The sequence below is a fragment of the Microbulbifer variabilis genome, from assembly GCF_023716485.1.
In the GTDB taxonomy this organism is placed as follows: Bacteria; Pseudomonadota; Gammaproteobacteria; order Pseudomonadales; family Cellvibrionaceae; genus Microbulbifer; species Microbulbifer variabilis_B.
Genome location: NZ_CP092418.1, coordinates 1,590,061 through 1,602,583 on the forward strand (window position 1 = coordinate 1,590,061; position 12,523 = coordinate 1,602,583).

Below are 12,523 nucleotides of genomic sequence, written 5' to 3' on the forward strand. Positions count from 1 at the left end.
CGAACTTTGCAGCCGCTATTAAGCGGCTGCAATAGCTTTCTGGTTAATTATTTCCTGGGGTGACTCCAATTCCTGGGAAAAAATGGCTTCAATAGCCTCAGCCTCGCGCAGGCGTTTAAGTTTCTCAAAAAATACTTGGGCCTCTGGAAACGCGAGCTTGAGATAGGCGAGCCACTGCTTGATCCGGTTACCCAGATACTTGGCCGGGTAGACTTCCCGGGTAATTTGATAGTAACCCCAGAGTAACTCGACAATCTGTGGCCATGCCATCGGCTGATATTCTACTCCGGCGCAGAAGGCCTTGATCTGCAGCCCCAAATCAGGCCTTGCCAACAGGCTGCGGCCAAACATAAAGGCTTGGCAACCGGTTTGCTCGTGGCAGCGCTGAAATTCCGCCAGTGTCCAGATATCGCCATTGGCGACTATTGGAATCTGCAGTTTTTCCCGAATCTCACCGATATATTCCCAGTAGGCCGGGGGCTTGTAGCCATCGACTTTAGAGCGTGCGTGAACCGCCAACTCATTGGCTCCACCGGCGGCTGCGGCCAGGGCGTTATCCATATAAGTAGAGCGATCGTTGAACCCCAGGCGGATTTTCGCGGTGACAGGGATGCGATCCGGTACGGCCCGGCGCACAGCGCCGACAATCGCCTCTACCCGATGTGGGCTTTGCAGTAGGCAGGCACCCCCATCGCTGTTATTGACCGACTTGGCTGGGCAACCAAAATTCAGATCGATCGCCTTTGCCCCCACGGCAACCGCTTTGGCGGCATTGATGCCCATGGCCTCGGGATTGCCGCCCAGAAGTTGCAAGCGTACCGGGACATCATTGGCGGTTTTGGCGCCCTCCAAGAGCTCCGGGCACAGACGTGTAAAAACCCTGCGGGGTAGGCGGGTATCGGTAACGCGCACAAATTCGGTTACACAGATATCGACTCCGCCAATCATTGAAAGCAGTTTGCGCACATGGTGGTCGATAACACCTTCCATGGGGGCCTGGTAAATCTTCGGCTGCAGGGAAATTGTCTTATCGGTCATAAAGCTGGAAATAGGAAAAATTGGTGTGATGGTTGGCGCATATTCTATCAGCAAGTGATCGCTATTCCGTAACAATGATCATTCGGCTGGTAGTTTTAATAGGAGATTTGAACTCAAATTCGAGCGTGTTTGCACCAATAAAGGACGCAATGAACCATGCGCCACCGTTGCCACTGAAACCATTAAGTGTTTGATTTTAAAAGCAACTTGTATTGATAATAGAAAATTGACTGCACTTCCATGCTGCAGAAGAACCCTCTGGCAGTAGATAGTATGGTTGCTTGTCGGGGTGGAACCGCCAACGAGGTTGTATTTGCCCTGCTTGAAGACTAGATTGCCGGGCGTAAATGGGTTGCCAGCCAGGCAGGTTACCAATTAGATCACTGCGCTCAGTCGCAGAATTTTGGGGATTGCAGTTGGAGTGGCTTGGTGTTGGTCAAGCTGGGAATTGTGCGGAAGTTTAGCGGTGCTGTTTGGCAGTTTTTATAGGCGCCCAAGCATAGTGGCTGCTTAACATTAAACGGCCACAGGCCGAAGAATAATCGCCCGGATATTAACCTTTTATTATCCGAAGGCTTAGGGGGATACAGAGTGCAAGATACGCTACTTCAACAGGGGTTGGATATTACCCTGTTCGGTATGGGAATTGTTTTTACCTTCCTGCTGTTACTGGTGATAGGCACCGGTATCATGTCCCGAATTATTACTCGCCACTTTCCCGAAGCGGAGCCCGTCGCCACTCCGCCCGCTAGCGGTAACGATGACAATGCCCGCTTGCACGCCATTATCAAGGCGGCCATCGAACAACATCGAAAAAAACGTTAATCGCCAAATTTCGCTTCATTAGAACATCCAATAATTTCTGCCGAGAGAGATAACCCATGACTGAGGTTAAAAAGCCATTGGGGATTACCGATGTAGTCCTGCGTGACGCCCACCAGTCACTATTCGCCACCCGCCTGCGACTGGACGATATGCTGCCGATTGCAGAAAAGCTCGATCAAGTCGGCTTTTGGTCGCTGGAATCTTGGGGGGGCGCCACCTTCGATGCTTGTATTCGCTATCTCGGCGAAGACCCCTGGGAGCGGATTCGCGAATTAAAAAAAGCCATGCCCAACACCCCGCAGCAAATGTTGTTCCGAGGGCAAAATATTCTGGGATATCGCCACTACGCCGATGATGTCGTAGAAAAATTTGTTGAGCGTGCCGCGGTCAACGGGGTGGATGTCTTCCGCGTATTCGATGCCATGAACGATATGCGCAACCTGAAGACGGCCCTGGCCGCGGTAAAAAAACAAGATAAGCACGCTCAGGGCACTATCTCCTATACCGTGAGCCCGGTACATACCATGGACTTGTGGGTAGAGCTGGGGCGTCAGATTGAGGATATTGGGGCGGACTCCATTGCCATTAAGGATATGGCCGGCCTATTGCGCCCCTACGAAGGCTACGAGTTGGTAAAGCGCCTTAAAACAGCGGTGGATATTCCCATCCATCTGCATTGCCATGCGACCACGGGTCTTTCTATTGCCACCGCACTCAAATGTATCGAGGCGGGCGTCGACAATGTGGATGCCGCCATCAGCTCCATGTCCATGACCTATGGCCACAGCCCCACGGAAACACTGGTTGCCATGCTTGAAGGTACCGAGCGGGATACTGGCCTGGATATTAATCTGCTCGAAGAAATTGCCGCGTATTTCCGCGAGGTGCGTAAAAAGTACGCGAAATTTGAAGGTTCCCTTAAAGGCGTGGACTCGCGCATTTTGGTGGCCCAAGTGCCCGGTGGCATGTTGACCAATATGGAAAACCAGCTGCGCGAGCAGGGTGCCAGTGAGCGCCTGGATGAGGTACTCGAAGAGATTCCCCGCGTACGCCAGGATCTTGGTTATATCCCCCTGGTAACGCCCACCTCACAAATTGTAGGCACCCAGGCAGTATTAAATGTGCTGACCGGTGAGCGCTATAAATCTGTCTCTAAAGAAACGGCAGCTGTTTTGAAAGGGGAATACGGCGCGACCCCTGCCGAAGTGAATCAGGAGCTGCAGGTGAAGGTATTGGAAGGCGCAGCGCCAGTGACCTGCCGCCCTGCGGATTTGATCGCTCCAGAGTTGGACAGGCTCACCTTGGAGTTACAGGAAAAAGCCGGGGCAGAGGACATTGCCCTGACCAATGGCGAAGGTGAAATTGACGATGTGCTCACCTATTCACTCTTCCCACAAATCGGCCTCAAGTTCCTGAAAAATCGCGGCAACGCCGATGCCTTTGAGCCGGTGCCTACTGGCAATGAAAACTCCACAGTGAAAAATGACAACGGGGAAGAGGTGTATACGGTCACTGTGGAAGGCCAGAGCTACACCGTGACAGTGGCCGATGGTGGCGATCTGACCAATATTGCCCCGGTAGGTGCGGCCGCCCCTGCAGCCAGTTCAGCCAGTTCGGTTCCAGCCACTGGAGGTGAGCCGGTCAATGCGCCCCTAGCGGGCAATATCTTTAAGGTGATGGTGATGCCTGGTGACAAGGTCAGCGAGGGCCAGGCCATTATTGTGCTCGAAGCCATGAAGATGGAAACCGTAGTGAGTGCGCCGCGCAGTGGCAATGTTGCCAGCGTAGCGGTAAAAGAGGGCGATTCCGTGGCGGTGGGTGATGCCCTGCTGTCTATCGCATAGATTGGGGTAGGAGTCGCAAGTGGATAATTTACTCACGCTTTGGCAGTCCTCCGGCATCGCACAAATGATGCCGGGGCAGCTGGTCATGATCTTTGTTGGATTGGGGCTGCTGTTTCTGGCTATTCGCAAAAACTTTGAGCCACTGTTGCTGGTGCCAATTGGCTTCGGCGGTATCCTGGCCAATATTCCCGGAGCAGATCTGGCACTCTCTGCAGCAGAGACCGCATTGGCCCAGGGAAATGCAGCAGTTCTTGCCCAAATGGCCCAGATCTTGGGGTTGGAGACTGTTGCCAGTCTCGAGGATTTAAAAGCTGCCCTGGGTGCTGCCCCGGCTGCGGTGCAGCTACAGGCCGCAGAGTTTGCCAGCGATGCCGGTTTCAGCAACGGCATGCTGTATAACTTTTATTCTGTGGCTATTGCTTCGGGTGTCGCGCCGTTGGTGATTTTTATGGGGGTGGGGGCCATGACCGATTTTGGCCCGCTGCTCGCTAATCCGCGTACCCTGTTCCTTGGTGCGGCGGCACAGTTCGGTATCTTTGCCACTGTACTGGGTGCTGTCGGACTCTCAGTTGCGGGGATTATGGACTTCTCCATCGCCGATGCCGCGGCTATCGGTATTATTGGCGGTGCAGATGGCCCCACAGCAATCTACGTTTCCAGCATTTTGGCCCCTGATTTGCTCGGTGCGATTGCGGTAGCAGCCTATTCCTATATGGCATTGGTGCCCATGATTCAGCCACCGATTATGCGCGCACTCACTACAGAGCAGGAGCGCAAAATTGAGATGGTGCAGCTGCGTCATGTAAGCAAGCGCGAGAAAATTACCTTTCCGCTGTTGCTGTTGATTCTGGTTGCCCTGTTTCTCCCTGCTGCAGCTCCGCTGTTGGGTATGTTCTGCTTCGGTAATCTGATGCGTGAGTGTGGTGTGGTGTCTCGCCTTTCCGAAACCGCTCAGAATGCGTTGATCAATATCACCACGATTTTCCTAGGTCTCTCGGTCGGCTCGAAACTGGCCGCAGATAAATTCCTTGACCCAAAAACTCTGGGAATCCTCGCCCTGGGTATCGTGGCATTTGCCATTGGTACTGCCGCAGGGGTATTGATGGCCAAGCTGCTCAATGTATTCAGTAAGCACAAGGTAAACCCACTGATCGGTTCTGCCGGTGTATCTGCCGTGCCCATGGCTGCACGGGTATCCAATAAAGTGGGGCTCGAATCCAATCCGCACAACTTCCTGCTGATGCACGCTATGGGTCCGAATGTGGCTGGGGTTATTGGCTCTGCGGTTGCTGCGGGAGTCATGATCAGCATGGTACGCAGTTTAACCGGCAGCTGACTTGGCCCACAAAGCCATTCCTGATAAGGCGAACTTCGGTTCGCCTTTTTCTTTGATAAAATTTAAAGTGGAATATGGCTGTATTTGCAAGGTATTTGTCAGGAATATCTATTTACCTGTTTAATTTTCGATGGACAGGCAAACAAAATACGGCTCTCTAGCTCCCTGAATGCTTTTAAATGGCTTCTTACTACATATTCTCTCAAGAGCTGCGTGGGTAGTATTAATGGGTGCTCGACACGATTCATTTTGAGTTAAGGTTTTTTGCGCTATATTCCTTCCCGAATTTTGGCTTGTAATAAGAAATTTTACTGGAAGTAAGACCATGCGTAGTTTGCCGCTTTTAATTTCCCTTGCTCTGTTCTCCTCTCCTGTACTGGCCCACGACAATCATCGCACCGCTGAAGATTTGCACGAGATTAAAAGAGAGATGGTAAAACTTCGCAAAGAAGTACATGCCCTGAAGGATGAAAATCAAGAGGCGGATGAAATGCGCAAACTCAAGAAAGAGGTTGTCAGGTTGCGCAAGGATATTCGCTCCATGCAGGACCTGATTGTGGACCTACAGGCCCTGGTAGAAGGTCAATCTAACAATGCCCAACCAGAAGTCGTTCTCCATCCAGTAAAGGAGCGCCCCAGATGGGCCTGCTATATGAAAGATATGCGGGCTGGCGGTATGCACTCCAAAGGCTTTTCTGAGGTAGAGGCCAAAGGCAAACTGCTGGAAACCTGTTCTACTCGGGGCGGTGTTTGTTTTGAAAATAGAATTACCTGTTCAGCTGAGTAATACTGGGTTCACTACAGTTTAAGACACTCGGGGAGAGATCTGGAGCATACCTAAGGAAGCTTTGCTGGCCAATGAGATATATATCGTTTTAAGGCCAAATTTCAGTGAAGGGTAGTGGCTATATATTTCTCTGTTTTAGGATTCAAGGCTTTGTCGACGGATAATAATGTTTACGTTAACTTATAAAGCAAGGCTGTAGTGCTTGGTTGACTCAGTAGCGTGAGCTTTGATTTTATTGAATTTTTGGTTTTCGTTTTTGGCTTAAAATTTTGATTGTTTTGCTTTAGGTAAGTTGGATATGTGATTTTTAGATACACCAGATTCTAGGTCTGGTGTATCTAATACGTTAACTTTCAAATGTCTTATTCACCCTGAACTGTAATCATTAACGTACCTGTAAAAGGCGCGTCAGGTTCTCTACCATTCCATACTGTGGCTGCGATATCAATATCAAATCGTGCATTGTCATTAAGGCAATTACTTGCCTGTATTATCTGTCCTCCCAGAGCAACACCAGCCATTACAGGCTGTGCTGGTCCTCCAGTACTATTGGCGTAGCCTACATTGTAAGGAATGGCTGGCGTGCCATTATTACTCTGTAAGAGAAAGGTTGGGTCTGAGCCAACATTAGCAAATGTGATGCTAAAACTACCAAAGCCACTTGCTGCAACACAGAAGATGTCTGATCCCATTGCATCGCTTCCGGGAGTCGGATCTGCAATAGTTACTGCATCTACATTATCTATGATAATAAAATTAGAAAATGTCAAGGTGATAATACTTGTATCGCTATCCATTGCTTGAGATAGCGCAATATTGGTTGAGCCTAATGTCAGGCCAGCCACAATAATGGATGTGAATAGCTTTTGCTTGAGAATTTTCATAAGAAACCTCCTTGTGAAAAATAATTTTCTTCAGTTAATGTCAGCGCCAAAATATAGCCTTGTGTAGATGGCTAAAAACTCTTGGTGAATGAATGATAGCGGATGTTATATTTTTTGGTGTGGAAGGTTATGTTTTGCAGGGGAAATTTGGGAATAAATTATTGGCGCTTAGGAATAATTTCTTATTTGTTTTTGATGTCAGTTTAAGTTTTTATTGTTAGGGTGGTTTTTTATATGTAGGTCGTATAATTCTATGGTTGTTTATTGTGGTTGGAAATGATTTTTAGAGGGTCACTTTGAGGTGTTTGTATTGTGTTGCAGTTGTTAATGTGTCTGTAAGTTGGTTGTTGGGGGGGGGCTGTCGTTTCATACGTAAGTGGTGTTTAGGTGTCAAGTGAAGGTGAGTTCCAAATAATTCCGTTATATGTTTAGGGCTCTTTTATTGGGAGTGTGCGTTTTATGAGTTTTCGGGGGTGAAGTTAAAAATTTTTTAAAGGTTCAGTGTTGAGGGGTGGGGGCAAGGTCTAGATCGGTAGCGGCTAAAGGTGTTAGTGATTTGAGGGTGGAGATTATTGTAGCTACTTCCTTTTGCATAAAAGTACACAATGGTTGTGCATAAAAAATATTCAAGCTAAAGATAAGTGAAGATGCTTGTTGAGTGAGTGTGATTAGTTTTTGATTCAAATAAAATCTAGAGGGGAGGTGCTAATAATTGAGGGTGGTTTGTTGGTTGGATCATGTTTTTAAGTTTTCTATTTTTCTTTTTAAGTGCTGCGCCAGAATAAAAGCCTGGCGCAGCTAGAGATGATGAAGGCTGAATTTAAGCTTATTCAGCCATGACCATGATCTCGAGTACGCCAACAAATGGGGCGCCGGCTGCTCTGCCAGTCCATTCTGCATTGGGAATGCTGATATCAAACTTTGCGTTATCCATTGTTGGGTCCATGCACATAGCTGTTTGTATCATGTTTCCAAACTCGGGTGTGTCGGGGGAGACCATCATGCCTGGTCCTGGACTAGTGTCGTTTTTAAAGAAAACTTCATAGAATATTGGTGACTCGCCGGGTACGGAAGAGTCTAATTCAAACGGTCCACCTGTAGGATTGTTTGGATTTCTAAAAACAATACTAAAAAGTGTAAAGCCCATTCCAGAAACGCAGAATGTATCATCGTCGACTATGGGGCCTGGAGTACCATCTGGTGGTGCCAGGAGGTCAAGATTATCCACAAAGGCGATGTCAATAATTGGCGTAGTCATGTAATTTAGTGTGATAGTGCTGAATTCGGTATCCGTTTGGGATAGTACCGATGTGGTAGAGCCGAGTGCTAGGACGGCAGTGGCTATGGATGCCAGGGCTTTTTGGCTTAATATCTTCATTTGAAACATCCTTGTACAAAAAAAATAACATTCATGTTATAGAAAATGCAAAGATCAATCTTTGGTAAGCAGTCTTTGCCTAAAAATAATAGACCGTAAAGTAAGCTGAATGATCTCAGGCGTTTTTTCTGGAAGTATTCGGGAAGAAATTACTATTTTGTGATAGTAATTTCCTATTTTTGGGAGAGGTTTTTTTGTAAAGGGCGCGGGTTGATTGGGTGTCTACTTGATTGACTTTTTTTCTGCATGAGGCGCTCTTTTGATGTGGATTATTTATGACTCTTTAATGTAATTTTTTATTGGCCGCTTAATGAAGTGATTATTCAGTAATTCAAATAGTATCTCACGGTTAGCTAAGTGATTGTTCTCAGGTGATCCGTATTTTTGGGTGTACTCTGGGAAGAGTTGTGTGACCTGTTGTTGCGACCACTCCAAGTGAAATTGAAGGCCCAGAATATTGTTTTTGTATAAAAATGCTTGATTTTGGCATAGCTCTGAACTTGCTAGGCGCTTAGCGCCTTCTGGAATGTCAAAATAGTAACTATGTGCTTGGAATGCTTTATCTATTGTGAGGGGTTCTTCAGCCGTCCAATGAATAGGCTGCCAGCCTAGTTCTTCCTGCTCCATTGATTTGATATCTGCTCCCAGTGTATGGGCAAGGATTTGTGCACCGAGGCAAATGCCCAGAATGGGGGCTTGCCGATTAATAATACTTTTTACCCAGTGTATTTCACCGGCAAGCCAGGGTAGTGAGATGTGATCTTTTACGTTCATCATCCCTCCTAAAATAATCACTCCTCTAAAGCCCGTATTGGGAAATGTTGAGATCTGTGGTTTGATAAGAATTGTCGGAATCTGGCGTTGACTCGCCCAATCTGCAATATATCCAGGCCCTTCGTGTTCTTCATGCTGGATAATAAGAATTGGCTCTTGCATTTTATTGGAAGTCCCGTGTTTCCAAATAAACTTGTCTACGAAAAGCAATACCTGCTTCTTTGAGAGCTTCAGGCCAATTTTTTTCTGAAATGGGAAGTTTGCTGCCGGTATCTATGGATTTAGATAGAGTTGCTTTTGCTGTAACTTCCACGATTTGGTCAAAACTTGGCGGGGAGGCTATTTCATGAATAAGTAGACTCGTGTCGCCCAGATGCACCAGGCGGTAATGACCATTCTTTTTACGGGAGAGCGGTAGGTCTAATAGCTTGTCGGTTACCGTAAATTCTATTGAGCTAAGCAGAATTTTGCCTTTTCGCTCAAAGTGGCCATTAAATACTTCGCCGCTAAAGAGGCCTAACTTACCGTTGCGCAATTGGTTTAAAGAGAAAACTTCAGGCTTGAGAGAGATAAGCGGCGTGTTCTGGGCCAGATTCATCACTTCTTCTTTATTTTCAGATTCCAAAGCAAGAATAAGCTGATGTCCGTGGCGTTTACCGTGAAGAGGCATATGCGATGCAATGAGCTGCCCGTTAACTGAAAATAACGCCATTCCATGAGTGCCAATGGAGTCGTCTGCATAACTGATTGTGGAGGCCATGGTTAAGACAGCTGCGATAGTAATACTGCAGAGCCTATTAAGCGTGATCATAAATCATTCAGTTCCTGTTCTTTACGGGTTAGCGGCAGGCTTTCCTATTGAGCCTCTGCGTACTTGGCAGCAAGCGATTCTAGACGTACATTAGTTACGAATCGATTCATTTTGGGCAACTTTTGATTCCAATATGGAAATAGAAGATCTTGAAAAATTTCTTGTTATTGCCGCGACAGAAAACCTGCAGCGCTCGGCAGATCGTTTAGATACAACGCCAGGGGCCTTAAGTAAGGTTTTACGTCGCCTGGAGACGGCGCTGAATACTCGCGTGTTCGACCGGGTAGGTAAGCAAATCCGACTAAATGATGCTGGTCGCCGGCTACAAGGTAAAGCGGCTGAGATCACTTCCATTGCACGCCAGGTGCAATTTGAACTGGGTGAGCTGGGAAAGTTTTCGGAGTGCCGGGTAGCTGCCCCAGCAGTCTTGCAATTGACTTGGGCTGCATTTATTCAAAGCAAGCTGGCAGAAATCCAGCCAAAAGCGTGCCTTTCATTGACTTCCGCCTATGAATCCTTGGCCTTGAGAATGTTGGTTAGGGGAGAGGTAGATTTGGCCATGATTACCGGTGCGCTGTTGGGACAGGTCCCCACCCAGATAGCAACGCGTAAGCTGGGCACAGAAAGCTTGTGTATTGTCGCGGGCTCCGGCCACCGATTGGTTTCTGGGGAGTGGGCAAATGTGGAAGTGCCAATCGAAGTTATTCAGCAGTATCCCTTTGCGGCTCCTAGAATCTCTCCTTTCTGTGGCGAGGAGAGGGGTATTGGCAGTGATGGGTGGGGGGATAACCTACCTGTCCGTAAGGTCCAGGTTGTGGTAAATGATTACGGTGTATTGTGCGGCCTGGTAAAAACGGGACAGTTTCTTGCCTTATTGCCAGAGGGGTTGGCAGAGGATATCGGTGGGGTAAAAATCGATGTCGCTGGCCAATTTACTGGGCCCAGAGAAGAGATTTTTATTGCCTGGCGAGGGGGAAGTGATGGTTGGTTAGAGGACTTGGCTCAGGCCATCTCAGGAATTGAGGGGCTCAATTAGCGCCCCTCTTATTTGGATTTATCAGGGGTTAACTTTTAGGGGTTAACTAGATGGTGCCTGGGGTGGGCAGGGCGTTCCCGCGGCTATCCAGCTTTTCAATGCCTCAACTAGCTTGCCGTGGGGGATATTGACTGGTTCTCGTTTACCCCCAGGGTTCCATCCCCATAAAGCTAGGGGGTTCTCACTCATAAACAGCATCAATTGCTCTGGGGAGCGGCCGCCATTGTCCTGGGGAGTGGTTAACAGCGCACAGATTTGGGCCGATGACATACGAGACCAATTAAGGGTTATTGGAGCCATGGCCCAACCGGGTGCGCCGGGTGCGCCTGTCACAGGGTTGTTCTGGTCAGAGTGGCAGTTACTGCAGCGCATTGTCCCCATCCCCATATTTTCGGGTCCTCGCTCAACCCGGGGTACATGGGGGGAGCCCTGATTGATAAGTGGCAATTCCAGCTGGTGACAGTTTAAGCAGCGGGGGTGCAGGAGAACTTCGACAATCGTCTCCCAGTCTTGATGGCCAGTATTATCAACCTGGGAAGTTTGTGACTGGCTATCCTGACCAGTAGTGTCCTGTCGGTTTCCACATCCTGTAAATGCCAGTAATAAAAGAAGACTTATTGTTATGTGGCGCAATAAGTCTACCTCTTGCCGCAGTTTCATTTAGCTGTTCCTCATTTCCTATGAGAATGCCCTGTACATCATTGTGGCAGATAGCTGGGGACTGTTAGGCAACTAAATGTACCTGGCAGTGATCGAAGTGACGGCTTAATGTGAGGCTCATTTGACCTTGTGGTCACGCCTATCCGTTGACGCTCTCTTACACGTGGTAAGATAGGCCGGATGTAAATGTTTGATTTAGATGACAGTGGAGCGCTATTTGGCGCTCAGAGGAGAGAATATGTCCTGGTTAGGGGCGGGTATAGGTGCCGGATTTGGTTTTATGTTTGGGGGCCCTATTGGTGCGGCCTTGGGTGCCTGGATAGGTAGCTCCTTTGGTTCTGGCCTCAAGCGCCTGGGTAATGCCGCTGCGGTTCTGAATAGGGAAGGGGCTCAGAAAGTTTTTATCGTTACCCTGTTTTCCATGCTGGCGAAGATGGCTAAGGCAGATGGCCAAGTATCCAAAGCAGAAGTTCAGCTGATTGAGGATTTTATTCAGAATAATCTTCGTCTGGGCGCTGAGGATCGCAAGCATGCCATCAAGATTTTTGAGAATGCGAAAACGGATAAGTACAGCATTTACGATTACGCAAAGCAGTATCGGATGTTGGTGCAGAATCAGGCGATGCGGGAAATGGTTTATCGCCTTCTATTTGCAGTGGCGTATGCCGATGGTGAATTACATGCTTCTGAAGAGGTAATTCTCAGGAAAATTACCGCGGATCTTGGTTTACATGAATCGCTTTTTGATGCCATGCAAAATCAATTTGGGCATGGGAGGGGAGGCAGTGCTTCCGATCTTCAGCAGCATTACGCAGTGCTAGGTTGCACTGAGGAAACTAGCGATAAGGATTTAAAACTGGCCTATCGCCGCAAGGCTGCTGAGTATCACCCTGATAAGATCGCTTCCAAGGGGCTTCCAGAGGAGTTTATGCGCCACGCTGAAGATCAAATGAAGAGTATCACCGTTGCGTATGAGGCGATTGTTGATGCGCGAAAGAGTAAAGCAAAAGTTGTCAGTTAATCTTGGTGTGACATTAGCGTATTAGAGCTTGCCAAACGGCGGGATAACCTGCGGGTAATTTAGTGGTTTGCTCTGGCTAGATATTACATAGGTTGATTGTTTCAGCGCAATTTCTGAATTTAAACCCCT

General features: G+C 48.1%; 12 protein-coding genes. 6 read left to right on the forward strand and 6 right to left on the reverse strand.

From position 1 onward, the window contains the following. Window positions 1–18: 18 nt before the first annotated feature. Window positions 19–1,038, reverse strand: coding sequence for a tRNA dihydrouridine synthase (locus tag MJO52_RS07085; RefSeq protein ID WP_252085980.1), 1,020 nt, complete (start codon window positions 1,036–1,038; stop codon window positions 19–21). A 591-nt stretch (window positions 1,039–1,629) separates the two neighbouring features. Here MJO52_RS07085 and MJO52_RS07090 point away from each other — a divergent pair. From MJO52_RS07090 to MJO52_RS07105, 4 genes are all read left to right on the forward strand, one after another. Then, window positions 1,630–1,863: an OadG family protein gene (locus MJO52_RS07090; protein WP_252085251.1), complete on the forward strand. Its 234-nt coding sequence runs from the start codon at window positions 1,630–1,632 to the stop codon at window positions 1,861–1,863. 56 nt (window positions 1,864–1,919) lie between these two features. Further along, window positions 1,920–3,707 (forward strand): sodium-extruding oxaloacetate decarboxylase subunit alpha, encoded by a 1,788-nt coding sequence (gene oadA / locus MJO52_RS07095; RefSeq protein ID WP_252085252.1) that lies wholly within the window; start codon window positions 1,920–1,922, stop codon window positions 3,705–3,707. Window positions 3,708–3,726: 19 nt separating this feature from the next. Further along, window positions 3,727–5,043, forward strand: a complete 1,317-nt coding sequence (locus tag MJO52_RS07100; RefSeq protein WP_252085253.1) for a sodium ion-translocating decarboxylase subunit beta — start codon at window positions 3,727–3,729, stop codon at window positions 5,041–5,043. Window positions 5,044–5,368: 325 nt separating this feature from the next. Beyond that, on the forward strand, window positions 5,369–5,830 hold the full coding sequence (locus MJO52_RS07105) for a THO complex subunit 7 family protein (RefSeq protein WP_252085254.1): 462 nt from the start codon (window positions 5,369–5,371) through the stop codon (window positions 5,828–5,830). A gap of 362 nt (window positions 5,831–6,192) precedes the next feature. Here the strand turns inward: MJO52_RS07105 and MJO52_RS07110 are convergent, their stop codons facing one another. From MJO52_RS07110 to MJO52_RS07125, 4 genes are all read right to left on the reverse strand, one after another. Then, window positions 6,193–6,714, reverse strand: a complete 522-nt coding sequence (locus MJO52_RS07110) for a hypothetical protein (protein ID WP_252085255.1) — start codon at window positions 6,712–6,714, stop codon at window positions 6,193–6,195. Window positions 6,715–7,540: 826 nt separating this feature from the next. Further along, entirely contained in the window at window positions 7,541–8,092 is a 552-nt protein-coding gene (locus tag MJO52_RS07115) for a hypothetical protein (protein WP_252085256.1), read from the reverse strand. A 273-nt stretch (window positions 8,093–8,365) separates the two neighbouring features. Then, a complete protein-coding gene (locus tag MJO52_RS07120) occupies window positions 8,366–9,028 on the reverse strand; it encodes a type 1 glutamine amidotransferase (protein WP_252085257.1) in 663 nt (220 codons plus the stop codon). A gap of 1 nt (window position 9,029) precedes the next feature. Then, window positions 9,030–9,677 (reverse strand): hypothetical protein, encoded by a 648-nt coding sequence (locus MJO52_RS07125; RefSeq protein ID WP_252085258.1) that lies wholly within the window; start codon window positions 9,675–9,677, stop codon window positions 9,030–9,032. A 133-nt stretch (window positions 9,678–9,810) separates the two neighbouring features. Between MJO52_RS07125 and MJO52_RS07130 the strand changes: the two genes are divergently transcribed. Next, window positions 9,811–10,713 (forward strand): LysR family transcriptional regulator, encoded by a 903-nt coding sequence (locus MJO52_RS07130; protein WP_252085259.1) that lies wholly within the window; start codon window positions 9,811–9,813, stop codon window positions 10,711–10,713. Window positions 10,714–10,755: 42 nt separating this feature from the next. Here the strand turns inward: MJO52_RS07130 and MJO52_RS07135 are convergent, their stop codons facing one another. Then, the gene (locus tag MJO52_RS07135) at window positions 10,756–11,373 is read right to left on the reverse strand and encodes a hypothetical protein (protein ID WP_252085260.1); all 618 of its coding nucleotides are present in this window, start codon (window positions 11,371–11,373) and stop codon (window positions 10,756–10,758) included. Window positions 11,374–11,611: 238 nt separating this feature from the next. Here MJO52_RS07135 and djlA point away from each other — a divergent pair, with 238 nt between their 5' ends. Further along, a complete protein-coding gene (gene djlA / locus MJO52_RS07140) occupies window positions 11,612–12,394 on the forward strand; it encodes a co-chaperone DjlA (RefSeq protein ID WP_252085261.1) in 783 nt (260 codons plus the stop codon). Window positions 12,395–12,523: the final 129 nt, after the last annotated feature.

Coding starts and splice junctions, on each gene's coding strand:
- MJO52_RS07085 (WP_252085980.1), bottom strand. CDS start 1,038: ATGACCGATAAGACAATTTCCCTGCAGCCGAAGATTTACCAGGCCCCC.
- oadA (WP_252085252.1), top strand. CDS start 1,920: ATGACTGAGGTTAAAAAGCCATTGGGGATTACCGATGTAGTCCTGCGT.
- MJO52_RS07105 (WP_252085254.1), top strand. CDS start 5,369: ATGCGTAGTTTGCCGCTTTTAATTTCCCTTGCTCTGTTCTCCTCTCCT.
- MJO52_RS07110 (WP_252085255.1), bottom strand. CDS start 6,714: ATGAAAATTCTCAAGCAAAAGCTATTCACATCCATTATTGTGGCTGGC.
- MJO52_RS07115 (WP_252085256.1), bottom strand. CDS start 8,092: ATGAAGATATTAAGCCAAAAAGCCCTGGCATCCATAGCCACTGCCGTC.
- MJO52_RS07120 (WP_252085257.1), bottom strand. CDS start 9,028: ATGCAAGAGCCAATTCTTATTATCCAGCATGAAGAACACGAAGGGCCT.
- MJO52_RS07125 (WP_252085258.1), bottom strand. CDS start 9,677: ATGATCACGCTTAATAGGCTCTGCAGTATTACTATCGCAGCTGTCTTA.
- MJO52_RS07130 (WP_252085259.1), top strand. CDS start 9,811: ATGGAAATAGAAGATCTTGAAAAATTTCTTGTTATTGCCGCGACAGAA.
- MJO52_RS07135 (WP_252085260.1), bottom strand. CDS start 11,373: ATGAAACTGCGGCAAGAGGTAGACTTATTGCGCCACATAACAATAAGT.
- djlA (WP_252085261.1), top strand. CDS start 11,612: ATGTCCTGGTTAGGGGCGGGTATAGGTGCCGGATTTGGTTTTATGTTT.